We start from the raw sequence: 18,914 nt of genomic DNA on the forward strand, positions 1-18,914 counted from the left end.
CCACGGCAGGGGGATACTCAACCGACTCATCGTCGCTTTCCACTCACTTCAAGGGGTCCTCACCATGTCCACGAAGGTCAACGCTGCCCTCGACCGCCGCACCGCGATCCGGTTCGGGGCCGTCGGCGCCGCTGCCACGGCCGCCACCGCTGCCACCGTCGCCACCGCCTCCAATGCTGAAGCCGCTGCCGGCCAGGCCATCCTCGCCGGTCGCGCCAACAGCGCCGGCACGGCCGGCACCACGCTGACGACGGCCAGCACCGCCATCGGCCTCACCGTGAAGAACACCGGCGCCGGCGCAGGCGCGTTCTTCTTCGCGCAGAACAACAACGGCTTCGCAGGTGGCACGGGCGCCGCCAACAAGTACGGCCTGTCCGCAGCCAACACCGGCGCCGTGGGCGTGGGAGCAGCGATGGCGGCCAGCGGTGGCAACAACACCGGAGTGCTCGCCAACACCAACAACTCCGACAAGTACGCCCTCGAGGGTGTCAACCTCTCGGGCGTCGGCACCTCCGACGGTGGCGGCATCTACGCCGAAGGTGGCGACGGGGTCGGCCTTCTCTCCATCAGCAACATCGGTGTCCCCGCGGTCGTCTCGATCGGCGACGTCATCTACGTCGAGGGTCATGAGGTCGTCATCACCCTGAACAGCGTCGTCTTCGGCGTGACGTCGGCCGACGGACCCGAGGTCACCTACAGCCGCACCGTGACCCTGGACGGCAGTGGCGCAGCAACGGTCGACTTCGCCGGTCCCGACAGCGACGACGTCGACTTCGCTTCGGCGATCCCGCTCGTGTCGGCAAACTCCGCCCCGATGCCGAACCTCTGGATCACGATCACCGGCACCCAGGTCAAGATCGCCGGTGGCGTTGCCGGAGGCACGGCCTCGTTCCGCGTCGTTGCCTCCCGGACCGACTGGGGCGGCGCCCCGACCGCCGGTGCCCGCCGCGCGCCGGCCGGTGTCGACATCGCCAAGTCCTCGGCCAAGGTCGCCAAGGAGCGCGCAAACCGCAAGTGACCTGACGTCACGTCGTGTGGGGCGCCGATTCGTTCGGCGCCCCACACGCCGTTGTCCGTTGACGTTCGCACCCGCCCAGTCCCATCCGCCACGTGAGGCCTCGCATGTCCCCGAAGACCAACCCTGCCCTTGACCGCCGCACGGCAATACGTGTCGGGGCCGTCGGCGCCGTCGCCACCACCGCGGCCGTCGCCACCGCCACCACTGCGGGGGCAGCTGCCGGTCAGGCCGTCCTCGCGGGTCGCGCCAACAGCGCTGGCACGGCCGGCACCACGCTGACGACGAGCAGCACCGCCATCGGCCTCACCGTGAAGAACACCGGCGCGGGCGCCGGCGCGTTCTTCTTCGCCCAGAACAACAACGGCTTCGCCGGCGGCACCGGATCTGGAAGCAAGTACGGCCTGTCTGCCGCCAACACCGGCCCCACCGCTGGCAACGGCGCCGGCCTCGCTGCCAGTGGCATCAACAACACCGGCATCCTCGCCAACACGAGCAACCCCGACCGCTTCGCCATCGAGGCCGTCAACCTCGCATCGACCTCAAGCGTGGGCGGTGGGCTGCTGGTCGACGGCGGCGAGGCCAACGCCGCGATCGTCGCTGTGGCTGCGTTCACCCTCCCCGCTCTCATTTCCGTCGGCGACACCTTCATCGTCGAGGGCCAGGAAGTCGCCCTCACGCGCAACAGCGTGGTCTGGGGAGCCACCTCCGCCGATGGCAACGAGGTCAACTTCAGCGCCGAGGCGACGCTCGACGGAATGGGGACTGCGACGGTGGACCTCACGGGCCCGATCCTCGAGGACGTCAACTTCTACAGTTCGAGAGTCTTCGTCACGCCAAACTCAGGGCCGATGCCCAACCTGTGGATCTCCCGCACGACCACCGGCGCCCACATCCAGGGCGGTACCGCAGGCGGCACGGTGTCCTGGCGGATCGTGGCCTACCGCACCGACCTTCCCGGCTTCGTGTCCATTCCCACCGGAGGCAAGCAGGCAAGCCCGGACAGCGTCGCGCAGGTCCGTCGCACGGTCGCAGCCGCGAAGGACCGCGCCCGCAAGGAGTGACCTAGGTTGGGACGATGACGTCGACGTCCCAGCGCATCACCGCCCTGCTCGCGACCCACCCCGTGTGGGACGGCCACAACGACCTCCCCTGGGAGGCGCGCAAGCAGGTTGGCTACGACCTCGATCGCCTCGACATCAGTGGCGACGTCGCGACCACCCACACGGACATCCCGCGCATGCGCCGGGGAGGTATGGGCGCGCAGTTCTGGTCGGTCTACGTCGACGCCAAGTGGGCCGGCGAGAAGGCTGTCACCGCAACGCTCGAACAGATCGACTTCGTGCGCGAAATGACGACCCGGTATGCCGGTGAGCTGGCTTTCGCAGTCAGCTCGACCGACGTGCGTGAGGCCCGAGCCTCCGGCCGCATCGCGTCGCTCATGGGTGCCGAGGGCGGGCACAGCATCGACTCCTCGCTCGGGACTCTGCGCATGCTCCACACGCTCGGGGTGCGCTACATGACTCTCACGCACAACGACAACGTTCCCTGGGCCGACTCCGCCACGGATGAGCCGGTCCTGGGCGGCCTCTCCCCCTTTGGCCGCGAGGTCGTGCGCGAGATGAACCGCATCGGTATGGCCGTCGACCTCTCCCACGTCTCGCCGGACACCATGCGTGCTGCTCTGGCCACCACGACAGCGCCGGTGATGTTCTCGCACTCGTCCGCCCGGGCCGTGTGCGACCACCCCCGCAACGTGCCGGATGACGTCCTCGCGCAACTCCCCGCCAACGGCGGCCTCTGCATGGTCACGTTCGTGCCCAAGTTCGTCTCCCCCGCCATTCGCGAGTGGGACCTCGAGGCCGCGGACGTGGCGGCTGGCGAGGGGATCGACTCGGCCGACTACGCGGCATACTCGTCCTTCCTCGTGGGCTACCGCGAGACGCACGCCCAGCCGGAGGCCACCCTCGACGACGTCGTTGCTCACATCGAGCACGTTCGCGATGTGGCCGGCGTCGACCACATCGGGCTCGGCGGCGACTACGACGGCGTGGACGTCCTCCCGACCGGGCTCGACGACGTGGCTGGCTACCCCGTGCTGCTGGAGGCGCTGGCCGACCGTGGTTGGTCCGATGACGACCTGGGCAAGCTGACCTGGAGCAATGCCCTGAGGGTGCTCGAGGGTGTCGAGGCAACGGCTCGCGAGCTCAGTGCGACGCGTGGCCCGAGCACGGCCCGGATCGAGGACCTCGACGGCGAGTGAGGCAGTTCAGGCCTTGTTGCGCATGACGGTGAGCGCGACGAGGCGCGAGATGACCATCGCGACGTACATGACTCCGGCGAGCTGCTCGATGATCGCGACCGCCCGCGCCTGCGGGCCGACGGGCAGGACATCCGACAGGCCGACGCTGGTGAGGTTGGCTCCGGACAGGTAGAGCAGCTCGAGGAAGGTGCGATCAGGTCGATCCACGTGGCCCACGAACGATCCGGGCCACATCGCCTGCACCGCGAGAAAGAGGTAGGCGAACGCGAAGAGCAACACCGTGAAGGCCGCCCCGACCGCGAACAGCTCGTCCTTGGTCACCCAGGAGTCCTCGAACATGTAGGAGACCAGACCGTAGGCCGTGTAGAAGTAGAAGAGCGACAGGGACGTGTGCGCCAGCGCCACGATGACGGTGTTGTCATCCGCAATCACGGACCAGATCTCGAGGACCCCGGCTGGCAGACCGATGAGCACGGACAGCCACGTGAGCGCGGGCGTGCTCCGGACCGTGAAGACGGCGATGGTGAGGGCACAGAGACTGAGCACGGTGAGAGCGACTCGCCCGTACTTGATGCCCTCCAGCCACGGCAGCAGCACGATGACGAGCAGCTGCACAGCGAGAAGGAAGGCGGACGGTTGCTTGCGCAGCACTGCCGCCCAGCGCTGGGCGCGGGTCGGGGGCTCACGCAGGTCGTCCCAGAGCTTCGTCTCCATGGCCGTCACTCTAAGCGGCCACGGCGGCCCGAGGTCCCGCCCTACGATGACGACATGCAGCACGACGCCTGGGTGATCGCGCCTCTCATCCTCATCGGCGTCATCGGACTGAGTGCCGCGACCAAGTGGGGCAAGGGGGCAGCTCTCCGCTCGGTCATCGCCAACCTGAACCTCCCGACGTGGGTGCTGCCGTTGTGGTTGGCGCGCGCCATCCCGGGCATCGAGATCGTGCTGGTCGTCGGCCTTCTTGCCCCTTGGTCTCGAGTGTTCGAAGTGGCGGCGACGGCCACGCTTGTCCTCATGCTGGCCTACTGGGCCCTCATCGCCCGTGGTCTCACGATCACGCCCCGACCCTCCTGCGGCTGCTTCGGCGACATCAACCAGCCGATCTCGCGGCGGACCCTCATGCGCAACACCCTCCTCGTCGCCGCTGCAGGTGCCGCAGTGGCGCTGGCCGGCTCGGGCCGGACGGTCTGGTCGGTCCTGTCCGACGCCGGGACCCCGGAATGGCTGTGGCTGGGGTTGGCGTTGGTGGCCTGCACGGTGACCGCCCTCGTGCTCGGAGCGAAGGCCGAGGCACCGGCGCCGTTCGTGTGGCAGGAACCCTCCCCTGACTTCGTCGCCGACACTGCCGTACCTCCCATGCCTGCCGTACCTGCCAGCGCAGGTGAGCCGGAAGAAGATGACTACGTCCGCACGCCGACGCCTGAGCTCCTGCTCCACGACCCCGGGGCTGGTCCGGTCACCCTCCCCGAGCTCGCGGCCAAGCGGGCCCAGCTGCTGGTCTTCGTCAACTGCTACTGCGCGTCGACCACGACAGTGTCCGCGCTGATCGAAGGGTGGCAGGAGCAACTCGCCCACGCCGATCTTCGCCTCGTCTTCTCGGTGCCGATCGCCGGTCGCTTCACGGGCAACGTCCCGCCGGGGACGCTGGTCGACCACGCAGGGGTGGCGTGGCGTCGGCTGCGCCTTGAGGACTCACCGAGCGCGCTGCTCCTGGGTGCTGACGGCTACCTGGCCGGAGGGCCAGTGGACGGCATCGACGAGGTGCGCGACTTCGTCGAGGACGTCCGCGACGCCTTGCGTGAAGCCGTGGCCTCAGTGGACGACGTCAGTCAGGAGTGACAGCTCACCGTTGGTGACCGGTGAGCTCCCACGCGTCCTCGCTGTCCTCATCGTCCTCGTCCCACGACTCCACCTGGGGCCGACTCGCCAGACCGGCGGCGACCGCATCGGGGCCGTAGCGGTCGGTCGGGACCTGCTGCGTCTGCGCGCTCGACGGCGTCACGGACGTCACGGGCGGCGCGTCGATCGACGGGACACCAGCCTGGGGCACCTCATCGGTGGCCTCGTTGTCGAAGGCCGGGTCCTCGTCGGGGATGTCGTCGCCGCGCAGGAGCGCGAGCGTCGTCTCGAGGTCGTCGGGCCGCACGAGCACGTCGCGCGCCTTGGAACCCTCTGAGGGTCCGACGACGCCACGGGACTCGAGGAGGTCCATGAGACGCCCGGCCTTGGCGAAGCCGACGCGCAGCTTGCGCTGAAGCATCGACGTCGAGCCGAACTGGGTCGTCACGACGAGCTCGGTGGCCTGCAGCAGCAGGTCGAGGTCGTCGCCGATGTCGTCGTCGAGGTTCTTCTTCGCCGCGACGACGGTGACGTCCTCGCGGTAGGTCGGCTTGAGCTGACCGGTGACGTGGGCGACGGCGTCCTGGATCTCGGTCTCGGTGACCCAGGCACCCTGCACGCGCATCGGCTTGCTGGCGCCCATGGGCAGGAACAGCGCGTCACCCTGACCGAGGAGCTTCTCGGCACCGGGCTGGTCGAGGACGACGCGGCTGTCGGCGAGCGAGGACGTCGCGAATGCCATACGGCTCGGCACGTTGGCCTTGATGAGTCCGGTGACCACGTCGACCGACGGTCGCTGCGTCGCGAGCACGAGGTGGATACCGGCGGCACGGGCGAGCTGGGTGATGCGGACGATGCACTCCTCGACGTCACGAGGGGCAACCATCATGAGGTCGGCGAGCTCGTCGACGACGACGAGGAGGTAGGGGTAGGGCTGGATGACCCTCTTCGAGCCCGGCAGCGGCTGGACCTTGCCGGACTTCACCGCCTTGTTGAAGTCATCGACGTGCTTGTAGCCGTAGGCCGCGAGGTCGTCGTAGCGCTGGTCCATCTCGCGCACGACCCACTGGAGGGCCTCGGCGGCCTTCTTGGGGTTGGTGATGATCGGCGTGATGAGGTGCGGAATGCCTTCGTATGCCGTGAGCTCGACTCGCTTGGGGTCGACGAGCACCATGCGCACCTCGTCGGGCGTCGCCCGCATGAGAATCGAGGTGATCATCGAGTTCACGAAGCTCGACTTGCCCGAGCCCGTGGCGCCGGCGACGAGCAGGTGGGGCATCTTCGCGAGGTTGGCGATGACGTAGCCACCCTCGACGTCCTTGCCGACACCCATGACCATCGGGTGGTGGTTGTCGCGCGCGACCCGGCTGCGCAGGACGTCGCCGAGGCAGACCATCTCCTTGTCCGGGTTCGGGATCTCGATGCCGATCGCGGACTTGCCGGGAATGGGACTGAGGATGCGCACGTCAGCCGAGGCGACGGCATACGCAATGTTCTTGGACAGCGCGGTGACGCGCTCGACCTTGATGCCGGGGCCGAGCTCGACGATGTAGCGGGTGACCGTCGGTCCGCGGGTGAAACCGGTGACCTGGGCGTCGATGCCGAACTCGTCCAGGACGTTGGTCAGGGACTCGACGACGCGGTCGTTGGCCTCGGAGCGCTCCTTGTGCGGTGCACCCTGCTTGAGGACGGAGTTGTCGGGAAGCGTGTAGGTCACGTCGCCGGCGAGTGACAGCTGCTCGACGCGAGCCGGAAGTGGAGTCGTCGGCGGTGCTTCGAGCCGGGTCGGCTCGAGCGGCGCCTTGACGGTCGCGGACGGAGCGAGGACACCGGGCGCAGTCGGGCGCTTCTCTCCGGGACGCGGGCCACCCTCCTCCGGCACCGGGGTGGTGTCCATGGCGGGGCGGTTCTTGCGACCCTTGCCGCCGACGCGGTCCTCGTAGGCGACGATCGCGGCCTGTTCGAAGGCCTCGTCACCGACCAGGGGCTCATCGGCGAGGGCGCGCGTGCGGCGCGGCTTCTTGACGGGCAGACCGTCCGCATCGTCTTCTTCGGCGTATGCCGGGTGGCCCAGAAGCGTTGCGCGCAACTGGTCGAAGCGGTCCGGGATCTCGTGCACGGGCGTCGCCGTGAGGACGAGCAGGCCGAAGATCCCGATGAGGATGAGGAGCGGGATGGTGCCGTAGATCGAGACCGCGGCCTGGAGCGGGCTCGACGCGAGGAAGCCGATGATCCCGCCGCCGGCGCGCATGCCGTCGGCGCCTGCCGGGGGCTCGGGGATGCCGGCAGCGACGTGGACGATGCCGGTGGCCGCGAAGGCGAGCAGGGTGGTTCCGATGGCCATGCGGTTGGTCGCGGGGTGCTCACGCGGGGTGCGCCACAGGTGAAGGCCGAAGAGCAGCAGGACGATCGGGACGGCATACGCGACTCGACCGAAGGTTCCGGCGACGACGGCGTGGGTGACCTCACCGACGATGCCGTTGAGGCCCCACCACTCTCGGGCGGCGACGACGACGGCCAGCGCGATGAGGGTCAGACCGGCTCCGTCGCGACGGTGCTCGGGCTCGAGGTCCTGGCCTGCGTGCGACACCTTGCGGACCGTGCCGCCGGTGGCGTGGGCCAGACCCATCCAGGCTCCGCGCACTGCGGCGACGGGCATGGGTGCGCCGCCCTTGGCCGGCGCCTTCTTGCGGCTCGCGGGACGGGCGGGTGCGCGGCGGTTCGCCGGCCGGCCGGAAGCCGGGCGTGAGCGCGCAGGAGAAGTCGAACGGGAGGCCATGCTCCGCACCCTAGGCGAAAGTCACCCCAGACACACGTGTCACACGCGCAACACCTCGACCCGACTTCGTGCCCCGTACGGACACGGAAACGGAGGCCTTCGGCCGACGACCGTGTCCGTAAGGGGCACGAAGTCGCAGATTCTCAGACCTCGGCGCGGCCGTCGTTGTCCTTGTTGCGGACGCCGATCTTGCTCCCGAGCCACACCAGGGGGTCGAACTTGCGGTCCACGACCCGCTCCTTGAGCGGGATGATCGCGTTGTCGGTGATCTTGATGCCCTCGGGACACACCTCGGTGCAGCACTTGGTGATGTTGCACATGCCGAGGCCGGCAGCGTCCTGGGCGAGCGCCCGCCGGTCGTTCGTGTCGAGCGGGTGCATGTCGAGCTCGGCGTAGCGCAGGAAGAAGCGGGGGCCTGCGAACGCCTCCTTGTTCTCCTCGTGGTCTCGCACGACGTGGCAGGTGTTCTGACACAGGAAGCACTCGATGCACTTGCGGAACTCCTGGCCGCGCTCCACGTCGATCTGCTGCATGCGGCGCTTGCCATCGGCGTCACGCTCAGGTGGCGCGAAGGCCGGCACCTCCTTGGCCTTCTCGTAGTTGAACGAGACGTCGGAGACCAGGTCTCGGATGATCGGGAAACTGCGCATCGGCGTGACCGTGATGACCTCGTCCTGCTCGAAGTCCGAGAGCCGGCACATGCACATGAGGCGCGGCTTGCCGTTGACCTCGGCGCTGCACGAGCCGCACTTGCCCGCCTTGCAGTTCCAGCGCACCGCGAGGTCGCCAGCCTGGGTCCCCTGCACTCGATGGATCGCGTCGAGCACGACCTCACCCTCGGAGACCTCGACGGGATAGTCCTTGATCTCCCCGCCGGAGGAGTCCCCGCGCCAGATCTTCAGGTTCAGCGTGTAACTCATGCGAAGTACCCCTTCAGCTCTTCGGGCATCTCGGGCAACGGCTTCTCGTGGAGGTCGACGCCCGTGCCTTCGGCATTGAGGGTCACCACGAGGTTCTTGGTCCCCCACTCCGCACTCGGGCCGGGGAAGTCGTCTCGGGTGTGGCCGCCACGGGACTCCTCGCGAGCGAGGGCCGCCTTGGCGATGCACTCACTGACGATGAGCATGTTGCGCAGGTCGAGCGCCAGGTGCCAGCCGGGGTTGTACTGCCGGTGTCCCTCGACGACCATCGTGGTGGCCCGCGCCTTGAACGCCTCGATCTCGCTGAGCGACTCCTCGAGCTCGGAAGCCGTCCGGATGATCCCGACGAGGTCGTTCATCGACTGCTGGAGGTCGGACTGGATCGTGTAGGGGTTCTCCCCGCCCTCGACCTCGAACGGCGCCAGAGCGCTCGTCTGGGCAACCTTCACGTCCGCCTCATCGACCTTCGGTCGTGTCTCGCCCAGCGAAGCGGCGTATGCCGTCGCGGCCTCTCCCGCTCGTTTGCCGAAGACGAGCAGGTCGCCGAGCGAGTTCCCGCCGAGTCGGTTGGAGCCGTGCATGCCTCCGGAACACTCGCCCACGGCATACAGACCGGTCACCGCACTCTCCTGGGTGTCGGCGTCGACCTCGACACCACCCATGACGTAGTGGCAGGTCGGGCCGATCTCCATCGGCTCCGCGGTGATGTCGACGTCGGCCAGCTCCTTGAACTGGTGGTACATCGACGGCAGGCGCTTGCGGATGAACTCGGGAGTGCGCCGGGAGGCGATGTCGAGGTAGATGCCGCCGTGCGGCGTGCCTCGGCCGGCCTTGATCTCGGAGTTGATGGCGCGCGCGACCTCGTCGCGGGGCAACAGCTCGGGTGGTCGCCGGTTGTTCTTCTTGTCGTCGTACCAGCGGTCGGCTTCCTCGATCGTGTCCGCTGTCTCGGCCTTGAAGAAGTCCGGGATGTAGTCGAACATGAAGCGCTCGCCCTCGGAGTTCTTGAGGATGCCGCCGTCACCGCGCACGGACTCGGTGACGAGCAGGCCCTTGACCGAGGGCGGCCAGACCATGCCCGTCGGGTGGAACTGCACGAACTCCATGTTGATGAGGCTGGCCCCCGCCCGCATGGCCAGTGCATGGCCGTCGCCGGTGTACTCCCAGGAGTTCGACGTCACCTTGAAGGACTTGCCGATGCCGCCGGTGGCGAGGATGACACTGGGGGTGTCGAAGACGATGAAGCGACCGGACTCTCGCCAGTAGGCGAACGCGCCCGCGATCTTGCCGTCGGCCTTGAAGAGGTCGGTGACGGTGCACTCCATGAAGACGTCGATGCCCAGGGCGACCGCGCGCTGCTGCAGGGTGCGGATCATCTCGAGGCCGGTGCGGTCACCGACGTGCGCGAGGCGGGCGTACTTGTGGCCGCCGAAGTCGCGCTGGCTGATCAGCCCGTCCTCGGTGCGGTCGAACAGTGCTCCCCAGTCCTCCAGCTCCATGACCCGCTCGGGCGCCTCCTGCGCGTGCAGCTGCGCCATCCGCCAGTTGTTGAGCATCTTCCCGCCACGCATGGTGTCGCGGAAGTGCACCTCCCAGTTGTCCTCGGGATAGAGGTTGCCCATCGAGGCTGCGATGCCGCCCTCGGCCATCACGGTGTGGGCCTTGCCGAGCAGCGACTTGCAGACGACCGCAACCCGGGCGCCGGAGTCGTGGGCAGCGATCGCCGCGCGGAGCCCGGCCCCGCCGGCGCCGACCACGACCACGTCGTAGCTGTGGCGCTCCATGCCGCCTTGGGCGTCGCCGGACATCGCGTTGCCGGTCATCGGGTGCCGGCCCTCGCCGGGGGCAGAGGTTTCGGTCATCAGAAGAACCTCACGTCGTCGATCACGCCCGCCGCCAGCAACCAGATGTAGAGGTCGACGAGGGCGACGGAGAACAGGGACACCCACGCATAGCGGGCATGGTTGACGTTCAGCTTCGAGACCCAGGTCCACAGCTTGTAGCGCACCGGGTGCTTGGAGAAGTGCCGCAGCCGGCCGCCCACCGTGTGCCGACACGAGTGGCACGAGAGCGTGTAGAGCCAGATGAAGGCGACGTTGATCATCATCAGCAACGTGCCGAGGCCCATGTGGCCCCACTCGTGCTCGGCATTGCGGAAGGCCAGCACCACGTCAAAGGTCAGGACGAGCGCGACGACCACCGCGGCATACCAGAACCAGCGATGGATGTTCTGAAGGATCAACGGGAAGCGGGTCTCACCGGAGTAGCTCGAGTGCGGCTCGGCCACGGCACAGGCCGGCGGCGAGAGCCAGAACGCGCGGTAGTAGGCCTTGCGGTAGTAGTAGCAGGTCATCCGGAAGCCCAGGGGGAAGATCAGGATGATCAGTGCTGCGGAGAACGGGAATGCCTTGAAGGGTTGCCCGAAGTCCGACGCCCCCTCGACGCAGTCGCCCAGACAGGGTGAGTAGAAGGGCGACAGATAGGGCGAGGCGTAGTAGTCGCGCCCCATGAACGCGCGCACCGTCGCGTAGACGACGAAGGCGGTGAACACCACGAACGTCACCAGTGGCGCAAGCCACCAGCGGTCCTCGCGAAGGGTGCGCGCCTCGATCCCGGCCCGCGTCGGTCCTCGTACGCCGGTCAGCTCCGGAGTCGCCACCGCCACACCTCCTTGTGTTGGCTACACCTTGGTAGAAAAGCCAGCACAAGGGAAGGGCGCCACGCGAACCACGCTCAGCCGCAGCCTCAGGTCTCAATGACGACGGGAATGATCATCGGCCGGCGACGGATCTTGCGACCCACCCAGCCGCCGACGGACCGACGCATGACCTGTTCGAGCTGGTAGCTGTCGTTCATGCCCTGGGCAGTGGCGTCGTCGAGCGCCTTGACCAGGCTCGGCATGACGTCGTCGAAGACCATGTCGCCCTCGACGAAGCCCCGGGCAGCGATCTCGGGGCCGGCGACGATCTTGCCGGTGCTCGAGTCCATGACGACGATGACCGAGATGAAGCCCTCGTCCCTCAGGATGCGGCGGTCCTTGAGCAGGCCCTCGTCGGCCTCGCCCACGGACGAGCCGTCGACATAGACATAGCCGGCCTCGACCGCGCCGGCCACGTTGACCTTGCCATCGATGAGGTCGACGACCACGCCGTCCTCGACGACGACGACACCCTTGGGGTGCACACCCGTCGCGAGCGCCAGGTCGGCATTGGCCCGCAGGTGACGCCACTCGCCGTGCACCGGCATGACGTTGCGGGGCTTGACGATGTTGTAGCAGTAGAGGAGCTCGCCGGCGCTGGCGTGACCGGAGACGTGCACCTTGGCGTTGCCCTTGTGGACGACGTCGGCGCCGAGCCTCATGAGGCCGTTGATGACGCGGTAGACGGCGTTCTCGTTGCCGGGGATGAGCGAGGAGGCCATGAGGACGGTGTCGCCCTCGCCCACCTCGATCTGGTGGTCGCGGTTGGCCATGCGCGACAGGGCCGCCATGGGCTCACCCTGCGAGCCGGTGCAGATGAGCGTCACCTTGTTGTCGGGCAGGTTCCCGAGCTTCTTGAAGTCCACGAGGATGCCGTCGGGCACGTGGAGGTAGCCCAGCTCTGCGGCGATCCCCATGTTGCGCACCATCGAGCGGCCGACCATGGCGACCTTGCGGCCGGACTTCTCGGCGGCGTCGAGGACCTGCTGGACGCGGTGCACGTGCGAGGAGAAGCAGGCGACGATGACGCGGCGGCGTGCGTCCCGGAAGACACGGTCGATCGCCGGGGCGATCTCCTTCTCGGGGGTGGTGAACCCGGGGACCTCGGCGTTGGTCGAGTCCGTCATGAAGAGGTCGACGCCCTCCTCCCCCAGCCGCGCGAACGCGCGCAGGTCGGTGAGGCGTCCGTCGAGGGGCAGCTGGTCCATCTTGAAGTCGCCGGTGTGCAGGATCGTGCCGCCGGAGGTGCGCACGAAGACGGCGAGTGCGTCGGGGATGGAGTGGTTGACCGCGATGAACTCGCAGTCGAAGACCCCGAAGGTCTCGCGACCACCCTCCTTGACGGCCAGCGTGTAGGGCTTGATCCGGTGTTCCTTGAGCTTGGCCTCGATGAGGGCCAGCGTCAGGTTGGAGCCCACGAGGGGGATGTCGGCCTTGAGGCGCAGCAGGAACGGCACGGCGCCGATGTGGTCCTCGTGACCGTGGGTGAGGACGATCGCCTGAACGTCGTCGAGCCGGTCCGCGATGTAGCTGAAGTCCGGGAGGATCAGGTCGATGCCCGGGTGGTGGTCGTCCGGGAAGAGGACGCCACAGTCGATGATGAGCAGCTGGCCCTGGTGCTCGATGACGGCCATGTTGCGGCCGACCTCACCGAGTCCGCCGAGCGCGACGATGCGAACGCCACCGTCAGCGAGGGGGCCGGGCAGGGAGAGCTCGGGATGCGGGTGACTCATCGCAGACCTGCCTCCGCGAGGCCCGTGCGGAGGATCTCGAGGTGCTCCGGCGGCGACTCGACGAGCGGCAGTCGGACAAAGGCGGACTCGATCACACCGAGCTCCACGAGCGCGGCCTTGACCATGATCGCCCCCTGCGACGTCGACATGATGGCGTCGACCGCCGGGATGAGTCGCTGGTGGATCTCGCGCGCGGTCGCGAGGTCTCCGGCATCGACGGCGGCGAGCATGGCGGCATACTCCTTGCCCGCGACGTGACCGACGACCGAGACGACGCCGACCGCGCCCTGGGCCCAGTGGGCGAGGCTCACGACGTCATCGCCGCTGAACCACAGGAGGTCCGTGGCGGCCATGACCTTGGTTGACGCCCACAGGTCACCCTTGGCGTCCTTGACCGCGACGATCCGCGGGTGTTCGGCCAGCTCGATGAGCGTCTCACTCGCGAAGGCCAGGCCCGTGCGGTGCGGCACGTCGTAGAGCATGACGGGCAGCTCGGTCGAGTCGGCGACGGCGCGGCAGTGGGCGAGGACGCCAGCCTGCGTCGGCTTGTTGTAGTAGGGCATCACGAGCAGGAGCGCGTCCGCGCCAGCCTCGACCGCGCGGGCCGCCATGTGGATGCTGTGCGCCGTGTCGTTCGAACCGACTCCGGCAGTGATGGCCGCACGGCCCCCGGCGACCTCCTTGGCCAGACGGATCGCGCCGATGCTCTCGTCGTCCGTGAGGGTCGCCGACTCGCCCGTCGTGCCGTTGACGACGATGCCGTCGTGACCGTTCGCGATGAGGTGCTCGACCACCGCGCGCAGGCCCCCTTCGTCCACGGATCCATCAGCTCTCATCGGTGTGACCATGGCCGTGATGACCCGGCCGAAGGGGTTCGTCGTCATGGCCCTCAGGGTAGTCGGTGCCGTGCGGGCACCCTCGTACCGTCGTCAGTGGTCGCGGTTACGCTCTCGCCATGCGCCAGTACCACGACCTCCTCAACCGCATCCTCGACGAGGGCGTCGACAAGTCCGACCGCACGGGCACCGGCACACGCTCGGTCTTCGGCCACCAGATGCGCTTCGACCTGTCCGACGGTTTCCCCGTCGTCACGACCAAGAAGGTGCACCTCAAGTCGATCATCGGCGAGCTCCTGTGGTTCCTGCGCGGTGACACCAACGTCCGGTGGCTTCAGGAGCGCGGCATCTCGATCTGGGACGAGTGGGCCGACGAGAACGGCGACCTCGGCCCGGTCTACGGCCACCAGTGGCGCTCCTGGCCCACCCCCGACGGCCGTCAGGTCGACCAGATCGCCAAGGTCATCGAAGGCATCCGCACCAACCCGGACTCCCGCCGCCACATCGTCAGCGCCTGGAACGTCGCCGACGTCGACGACATGGCGCTGCCCCCGTGCCACGCGCTCTTCCAGTTCTATGTCAGCGACGGCAAGCTCTCGTGCCAGCTCTACCAGCGCTCCGCCGATGTCTTCCTCGGTGTGCCCTTCAACATCGCGTCCTACGCGCTCCTCACGATGATGGTCGCCCAGCTCACCGACCTCGAGCCCGGCGAGTTCGTCCACACCCTCGGCGATGCGCACCTCTACTCCAACCACCTCGAGCAGGCCCGCCTCCAGCTGACCCGCGAGCCTCGCGACCTGCCGACGATGCGGATCGCGCCCAAGACAGCGATCGACGACTTCGACCTCGACGACTTCGAGCTCGTCGGCTACGACCCGCACCCGGGCATCAAGGCGCCGATCGCGGTCTGAGACCGGACCAACAACGTTCCGGTATGCCGCCCGCGCACCCTCAGCGTGCGGCATACCTGCCGCTGTTCCCGCCCCGGCAATAGGGTGAGCTCATGACCCAGGTGACGCTCATCGCGGCGGTCGGACGCAACGGCGTCATCGGCGCGGACAACGACATGCCGTGGCACCTGCCGGAGGACTTCGCGTTCTTCAAGCGAACGACCATGGGCCACGCGATGGTCATGGGGCGCAAGACCTTCGACTCGATCGGGCGAGCGCTCCCGGGGCGAAGGACCATCGTCATCACGCGGCAACCGGACTGGCACCACGCCGACGTCGAGACCGTGCACTCCCTCGACGACGCGCTCGGGCTGGCCGGTCCCGTGGGTGAGGTGTTCGTGGCCGGCGGCGGCGAGATCTATGCGCAGGCGATGCCGTTCGCGCACCGGCTGCTCATCACCGAGGTCGACCAGGAGCCCGAGGGCGACGTGCGCTTCCCCGACATCGACCCGGCGCAGTGGCACGAGAGCGCTCGCGAGGAGCGCGACGGCTTCGCTTGGGTGACCTACGAGCGCTAGGGCTTCTTGAGCGGGTCGACCGGTCCGGTCGAGGTGAACCGCTCGCGGTGAATGTGCTCGGAGCCCACGCCTGAGCCCTCGAGCCAGGCCTCGACGTCGGCGATGAGGCCTTCCGGTCCGCACAACCACCAGTCGTCGACACCCTCGATGCTGCCGACATCCTCGAGCACGGCGCGGATGATGAGGGGGTCGATGCGCCCGTGTCGGACGCCGTCGACGCGCTCACGGCTGAGCACGTGCTCGACACGCAGGCGTCCGCCCGATGCGGCCTCCAGGTCGGCCACCTCCCGGCGAAGGACCGTCGACTCGCGGGTGCGGTTGGCAATGATGAGGTCGACCGTCGACGCGTCGTCCTGCTCCAGGGCGGCCGCAGCGATGGCGAGCACCGGCGTGATGCCCGAGCCGCCGACGACGCCGACGTGATGCCGCGGGCCCGCAACCTCGTCGAGGACGAACTCTCCCAGCGGCGGCAGCACTCCCATGAGCTCACCGGCGGCGACCTCGGTCGCCAACCACGGCGACATGCGCCCACCCTGCACGGCTGCGGCCGCAACGCGGATGATGCCGTCGCGGCGGGCACGGCTGGGCGGCACCCAGATCGAGTAGGACTGGCGCACGTCCTCACCGTTGATGAGCGCCCTCAAGGTGACGTACTGGCCGGCGCGGTAGTCGAGGAACATCGGCATCTCGCTCACGTCGAACCCGATCGACACCGCGTGCTCCGCGACGGGATCGACCTCGGCGACAGCGAGGGGGCGGAAGACCGGATGCGGCTTCGAGGGACGACGGAGCAGGGACACGCCCTCCATCCTCACAAACGCCTCCCCGTTAGGCTCGACCGCGTGGCGATTCACTCACGTACTTCCGACCGGGTCACCGTCCTCACGATCGACCGGACGGAACGACGCAACGCACTCAACGCTGACGCCCTCGAGGAGCTGGACGACGCTCTCGAGGCGGCCCTCCTGACGTCCCGAGCCATCGTCATCACCGGCGAGGGTGGGCACTTCTGCGCTGGCGCCGATCTCACCGAGCTCGAGGACGTGGGCTTCACCGACCGGCTCGCCGACGTCCTGGAGCGCCTGGCCCAGGCACCGATCACGACGGTCGCGGCCATCTCCGGCTCGTGCATGGGGCTGGGGATGCAGCTCGCCATCGCCTGTGACCTGCGCGTCGTCACCGACGACGCCACGTTCGCCGTGCCCGTGGCCAAGCTCGGCCTCATGGTCAACCACTGGACCCTCGAGCGCGTGACGCGCTTCTGGGGTGAGGGCGCCGCCCGCCACATGGTCCTCACCGGGACGGTGCTCACCGCCGACGACGCGTGGCGCCTCGGCTTCTCGCAGGTGCGCGGTGACCTCGATGCCGCCATCGAGCTGGCGACCAGGGCGGCCGACCTCGCGCCCATGACCCAGGCCGGCTCCAAGCTCGGCTTCGACGCCCACGGCAGTGACCACGCCGAGGTGGCGCGCTACGAAGCCGCCTTCGCCGAGGCCTGGTCGAGCGACGACCTCACCGAAGGACGCTCGGCCTTCCGCGAACGACGCACCCCGCAGTTCGAGGGCCGATGAGCCACGACCACGGCGACGGTGCCGATCACGCGCACGCGATGGGCCCGACGGCCGACGCGAGCGTTCGCACGGCCAAACCCACCGACGCACCCGCCGTCGGTGTCGTCCAGGCGGCTGTCTGGACGCAGGCGTATGCCGGCCGCCTCCCTGACGAGGTCATCGCCCTTTTCGAGGCTCCCGCCTTTGCGAAGGCCTGGCGCCAGTCGCTCGAGAGCCCTCCCGAAGGTGTCCACCGGCTGCTCGTCGCCCGCGCGGGTGAGCAGGTCGTCGGCTTCGCCGCGATCGGCCCGAGCCAGGACCCCGACTCCGGCCAGGCGTGCGGTGAGGTCACCGCGATCGGCGTGCACCCCGGCGCCCGTCGCATGGGTCACGGCTCGCGGCTGCTCAACGCCTGCGTCGACACCATGCGTGGCGCCGGCGCTGAAGACATGGCCGTCTGGGTCCTCGCCGACGACGAGGCGACGCGCGCGTTCCTCGTCGCCTCCGGCCTCGGGCCCGACGGCGCCTACCGCGACCGCGTCGTCTCCCCCGACGGCGACACCCTGCGCGAGGTTCGCCTCGTTGCATCGCTCGCACCCGACGATGCCGCACCCGACGATGCCGCAGCCGAGGAGACGGAGTCAGGCCGGTGACGACACCGGCGGCCGAACCGAGAGGTGAGGACGTCGCCGGTGGCGAGCACCCGGCATACCCTCCGCTTGTTCCCAGCAAGCGCAAAGCCGTTCTGCGACAGTCGCTTTCGGTCGGCATCGCGACGGGCGCCTACGGCATCAGCTTCGGCGCGCTCGGTGTCGCGGCCGGCCTCAGCATCCTCCAGACGTCGGTCCTGTCGATCCTGTTGTTCAGCGGTGGCTCGCAGTTCGCGGTCGTCGGAATCCTCGGAGCCGGCGGCACCGGATCGGCAGCCCTCGCGACGTCGACGTTGCTCGGCGTACGCAATGGGCTCTATGCCCTGCAGACCTCGCGGATCCTCGACGTGCGTGGCCTGCGGAGGCTGCTGGCCGCTCACCTCACCATCGACGAGTCGACCGCCGTCGCTGTGGGACAGGACAATCGGCGCGCGGGGCGACTCGGGTTCTGGGTCACCGGCATCGCCGTGTTCGTCTTCTGGAACCTCATGACCTTGGCCGGCGCGCTCGTCGGCAACGCGCTCGGCGACCCCCAGCGCTACGGCCTTGACGCTGCCGCGGCCGCGGCCTTCACGGCCCTGCTCTGGCCACGACTGCGCAGCCGCGATGCCGCCGCGACCATGGTGCTCGCCGTGGCGATCGCGCTGCTCACCTCTCCCCTGCTGCCCGTCGGCGTGCCGGTGATCCTCACTGTTCTTGCCGCTGTGGTCATTGGGCTGAGAGGTGGCGGCCGGCACGAGCGAGCCACCGACGACCCCGAGGTCGCATCATGAGTTCCTGGACGATCGTGCTGCTCGCGTCGGGGCTGGCCTATGCGACCAAGCTCGCCGGCTACCTCGTGCCCGGCGCGTGGGTCGAAGGACCGAAGCGCAGCCGTGTGCTCACCCTGCTCCCAGTCTCGCTGCTGGCCGGACTCGTCGCGATCCAGACGTTCGGCGGGGACGGCGGCTCGTTGCACGTCGATGCTCGACTGGCCGCCGTCGGGGCAGCGATCGTGCTGCTGCTCCTGCGGGCGAACTTCCTCGTCGTCGTCATCGGGGCCGCGGCGGTCGCGGCCGGCTTGCGCGCGCTCGGCTGGGGCTAGGTCCCAGCAACACCCTCCGTCCTCAACGGCCCCTTGCGCACCACCCCTGGGACAACCACGTTGGCAGGGCAAGGTAGAT

The 18,914-nt window shown here is 68.6% G+C and carries 18 protein-coding genes; 10 read left to right on the forward strand and 8 right to left on the reverse strand.

Going from position 1 to position 18,914, the window contains the following annotated elements; translation table 11 throughout:
- Positions 1-64: 64 nt before the first annotated feature.
- The 3 genes from JNB_RS05190 to JNB_RS05200 all read left to right on the forward strand — a co-directional run bounded on the left by JNB_RS05190 (position 65) and on the right by JNB_RS05200 (position 3,278).
- The gene (locus JNB_RS05190; RefSeq protein WP_009775366.1) at positions 65-1,018 is read left to right on the forward strand and encodes a hypothetical protein; all 954 of its coding nucleotides are present in this window, start codon (positions 65-67) and stop codon (positions 1,016-1,018) included.
- Between the two features lie 104 nt (positions 1,019-1,122).
- Positions 1,123-2,079, forward strand: coding sequence for a hypothetical protein (locus JNB_RS05195; RefSeq protein ID WP_009775367.1), 957 nt, complete (start codon positions 1,123-1,125; stop codon positions 2,077-2,079).
- Between the two features lie 14 nt (positions 2,080-2,093).
- Positions 2,094-3,278: a dipeptidase gene (locus tag JNB_RS05200; RefSeq protein WP_009775368.1), complete on the forward strand. Its 1,185-nt coding sequence runs from the start codon at positions 2,094-2,096 to the stop codon at positions 3,276-3,278.
- 6 nt (positions 3,279-3,284) lie between these two features.
- Here JNB_RS05200 and JNB_RS05205 read toward each other — a convergent pair whose 3' ends face one another.
- Positions 3,285-3,992 (reverse strand): ion channel, encoded by a 708-nt coding sequence (locus JNB_RS05205; RefSeq protein ID WP_009775369.1) that lies wholly within the window; start codon positions 3,990-3,992, stop codon positions 3,285-3,287.
- Between the two features lie 54 nt (positions 3,993-4,046).
- On the opposite strand from JNB_RS05205, the gene JNB_RS05210 reads away from it, so the two are divergent.
- Positions 4,047-5,117, forward strand: a complete 1,071-nt coding sequence (locus JNB_RS05210; RefSeq protein ID WP_009775370.1) for a MauE/DoxX family redox-associated membrane protein — start codon at positions 4,047-4,049, stop codon at positions 5,115-5,117.
- A gap of 4 nt (positions 5,118-5,121) precedes the next feature.
- Here JNB_RS05210 and JNB_RS05215 read toward each other — a convergent pair whose 3' ends face one another.
- The 6 genes from JNB_RS05215 to dapA form a co-directional block, all read right to left on the reverse strand.
- Complete coding sequence (locus tag JNB_RS05215) at positions 5,122-7,896, reverse strand: DNA translocase FtsK (RefSeq protein ID WP_083784390.1); 2,775 nt, start codon at positions 7,894-7,896, stop codon at positions 5,122-5,124.
- A gap of 143 nt (positions 7,897-8,039) precedes the next feature.
- Complete coding sequence (locus tag JNB_RS05220; protein WP_009775372.1) at positions 8,040-8,816, reverse strand: succinate dehydrogenase/fumarate reductase iron-sulfur subunit; 777 nt, start codon at positions 8,814-8,816, stop codon at positions 8,040-8,042.
- The gene (locus tag JNB_RS05225) at positions 8,813-10,624 is read right to left on the reverse strand and encodes a fumarate reductase/succinate dehydrogenase flavoprotein subunit (RefSeq protein ID WP_083784565.1); all 1,812 of its coding nucleotides are present in this window, start codon (positions 10,622-10,624) and stop codon (positions 8,813-8,815) included. Before JNB_RS05225 ends, JNB_RS05220 begins: the two co-directional genes overlap by 4 nt.
- A 53-nt stretch (positions 10,625-10,677) precedes the next feature.
- Positions 10,678-11,475 (reverse strand): hypothetical protein, encoded by a 798-nt coding sequence (locus tag JNB_RS05230; RefSeq protein ID WP_237700617.1) that lies wholly within the window; start codon positions 11,473-11,475, stop codon positions 10,678-10,680.
- A gap of 86 nt (positions 11,476-11,561) precedes the next feature.
- The gene (locus JNB_RS05235) at positions 11,562-13,247 is read right to left on the reverse strand and encodes a ribonuclease J (protein ID WP_009775375.1); all 1,686 of its coding nucleotides are present in this window, start codon (positions 13,245-13,247) and stop codon (positions 11,562-11,564) included.
- The gene (gene dapA / locus JNB_RS05240; RefSeq protein WP_009775376.1) at positions 13,244-14,131 is read right to left on the reverse strand and encodes a 4-hydroxy-tetrahydrodipicolinate synthase; all 888 of its coding nucleotides are present in this window, start codon (positions 14,129-14,131) and stop codon (positions 13,244-13,246) included. Before dapA ends, JNB_RS05235 begins: the two co-directional genes overlap by 4 nt.
- A gap of 71 nt (positions 14,132-14,202) precedes the next feature.
- Between dapA and JNB_RS05245 the strand changes: the two genes are divergently transcribed.
- Positions 14,203-14,994, forward strand: a complete 792-nt coding sequence (locus JNB_RS05245) for a thymidylate synthase (RefSeq protein ID WP_009775377.1) — start codon at positions 14,203-14,205, stop codon at positions 14,992-14,994.
- A gap of 92 nt (positions 14,995-15,086) precedes the next feature.
- Complete coding sequence (locus JNB_RS05250; RefSeq protein WP_009775378.1) at positions 15,087-15,551, forward strand: dihydrofolate reductase; 465 nt, start codon at positions 15,087-15,089, stop codon at positions 15,549-15,551.
- Here the strand turns inward: JNB_RS05250 and JNB_RS05255 are convergent.
- Complete coding sequence (locus tag JNB_RS05255) at positions 15,548-16,360, reverse strand: FAD-binding oxidoreductase (protein ID WP_009775379.1); 813 nt, start codon at positions 16,358-16,360, stop codon at positions 15,548-15,550. The two genes, JNB_RS05250 and JNB_RS05255, sit on opposite strands and share 4 nt — an antisense overlap.
- Positions 16,361-16,393: 33 nt before the next feature.
- Between JNB_RS05255 and JNB_RS05260 the strand changes: the two genes are divergently transcribed.
- Genes JNB_RS05260 through JNB_RS05275 form a run of 4 tightly spaced genes read left to right on the forward strand, consistent with a single transcriptional unit; the run spans position 16,394 to position 18,835 of the window.
- The gene (locus tag JNB_RS05260; RefSeq protein WP_009775380.1) at positions 16,394-17,122 is read left to right on the forward strand and encodes an enoyl-CoA hydratase-related protein; all 729 of its coding nucleotides are present in this window, start codon (positions 16,394-16,396) and stop codon (positions 17,120-17,122) included.
- Positions 17,119-17,754 (forward strand): GNAT family N-acetyltransferase, encoded by a 636-nt coding sequence (locus JNB_RS05265; protein WP_009775381.1) that lies wholly within the window; start codon positions 17,119-17,121, stop codon positions 17,752-17,754. The genes JNB_RS05260 and JNB_RS05265 overlap by 4 nt, the downstream gene beginning before the upstream one ends.
- Complete coding sequence (locus tag JNB_RS05270; RefSeq protein WP_009775382.1) at positions 17,751-18,524, forward strand: AzlC family ABC transporter permease; 774 nt, start codon at positions 17,751-17,753, stop codon at positions 18,522-18,524. Before JNB_RS05265 ends, JNB_RS05270 begins: the two co-directional genes overlap by 4 nt.
- Complete coding sequence (locus JNB_RS05275; RefSeq protein WP_009775383.1) at positions 18,521-18,835, forward strand: AzlD domain-containing protein; 315 nt, start codon at positions 18,521-18,523, stop codon at positions 18,833-18,835. The genes JNB_RS05270 and JNB_RS05275 overlap by 4 nt, the downstream gene beginning before the upstream one ends.
- The last annotated feature ends 79 nt before the right edge of the window (positions 18,836-18,914 follow it).

This window comes from Janibacter sp. HTCC2649 (assembly GCF_000152705.1).
GTDB lineage: Bacteria > Actinomycetota > Actinomycetes > Actinomycetales > Dermatophilaceae > Knoellia.

Coding starts and splice junctions, on each gene's coding strand:
- JNB_RS05190 (WP_009775366.1), top strand. CDS start 65: ATGTCCACGAAGGTCAACGCTGCCCTCGACCGCCGCACCGCGATCCGG.
- JNB_RS05195 (WP_009775367.1), top strand. CDS start 1,123: ATGTCCCCGAAGACCAACCCTGCCCTTGACCGCCGCACGGCAATACGT.
- JNB_RS05200 (WP_009775368.1), top strand. CDS start 2,094: ATGACGTCGACGTCCCAGCGCATCACCGCCCTGCTCGCGACCCACCCC.
- JNB_RS05205 (WP_009775369.1), bottom strand. CDS start 3,992: ATGGAGACGAAGCTCTGGGACGACCTGCGTGAGCCCCCGACCCGCGCC.
- JNB_RS05210 (WP_009775370.1), top strand. CDS start 4,047: ATGCAGCACGACGCCTGGGTGATCGCGCCTCTCATCCTCATCGGCGTC.
- JNB_RS05215 (WP_083784390.1), bottom strand. CDS start 7,896: ATGGCCTCCCGTTCGACTTCTCCTGCGCGCTCACGCCCGGCTTCCGGC.
- JNB_RS05220 (WP_009775372.1), bottom strand. CDS start 8,816: ATGAGTTACACGCTGAACCTGAAGATCTGGCGCGGGGACTCCTCCGGC.
- JNB_RS05225 (WP_083784565.1), bottom strand. CDS start 10,624: ATGTCCGGCGACGCCCAAGGCGGCATGGAGCGCCACAGCTACGACGTG.
- JNB_RS05235 (WP_009775375.1), bottom strand. CDS start 13,247: ATGAGTCACCCGCATCCCGAGCTCTCCCTGCCCGGCCCCCTCGCTGAC.
- dapA (WP_009775376.1), bottom strand. CDS start 14,131: ATGACGACGAACCCCTTCGGCCGGGTCATCACGGCCATGGTCACACCG.
- JNB_RS05245 (WP_009775377.1), top strand. CDS start 14,203: ATGCGCCAGTACCACGACCTCCTCAACCGCATCCTCGACGAGGGCGTC.
- JNB_RS05250 (WP_009775378.1), top strand. CDS start 15,087: ATGACCCAGGTGACGCTCATCGCGGCGGTCGGACGCAACGGCGTCATC.
- JNB_RS05255 (WP_009775379.1), bottom strand. CDS start 16,360: ATGGAGGGCGTGTCCCTGCTCCGTCGTCCCTCGAAGCCGCATCCGGTC.
- JNB_RS05265 (WP_009775381.1), top strand. CDS start 17,119: ATGAGCCACGACCACGGCGACGGTGCCGATCACGCGCACGCGATGGGC.
- JNB_RS05275 (WP_009775383.1), top strand. CDS start 18,521: ATGAGTTCCTGGACGATCGTGCTGCTCGCGTCGGGGCTGGCCTATGCG.